The sequence below is a fragment of the Streptomyces sp. NRRL F-2664 genome (assembly GCF_000719345.1).
GTDB lineage: Bacteria > Actinomycetota > Actinomycetes > Streptomycetales > Streptomycetaceae > Streptomyces.
The window spans coordinates 1-370 of record NZ_JOFX01000411.1 but is presented as its reverse complement, the minus strand read 5'-3'; the positions used below and the strand labels follow the sequence as shown (position 1 = coordinate 370).

The window sequence follows — 370 nt, the reverse complement described above, 5'->3', positions numbered from 1 at the left end:
AACTCACCCGGAGCGACATCGAGGCTGATGTCGTCCAGGACGAGCTGCGCACCGGCCGGGCCGGGGAAGGACTTCGAGACGTGCGCGATACGGGCGGCGCACGCCGCCGTCCGAGCGGCCTGAGCGGCGCCTTCGGCAGCCGTGGTGAGAGTGGTGGCCATGGTCGTCGTCACCTCCTGGGGCGGGGCGTTCGTGCGCCTACTCGGCGCCGAGGCCGGCGTCGGGGACCTCGGGCTTGCCGGCGGCCTTGAGGACCTTGTTCAACAGGGTGAGGTCGTAGATGCCGGCCAGGTCGGGCTGTTCGATGAGCTTGGCCTTGACGGCGTGGTCGGCCTGGGTCTTGAGGGTGGAGGCCAGCGGGTCGTCGGTG

At 70.8% G+C, this 370-nt stretch carries 2 pseudogenes; both read right to left on the bottom strand.

The annotated features are described in order from the left end of the window. Positions 1–161 (bottom strand): annotated as a pseudogene (locus IF89_RS0136340) (ABC transporter ATP-binding protein); the annotation flags it as partial. 37 nt (positions 162–198) lie between these two features. Beyond that, positions 199–370 (bottom strand): annotated as a pseudogene (locus IF89_RS45690) (sulfate ABC transporter substrate-binding protein); the annotation flags it as partial.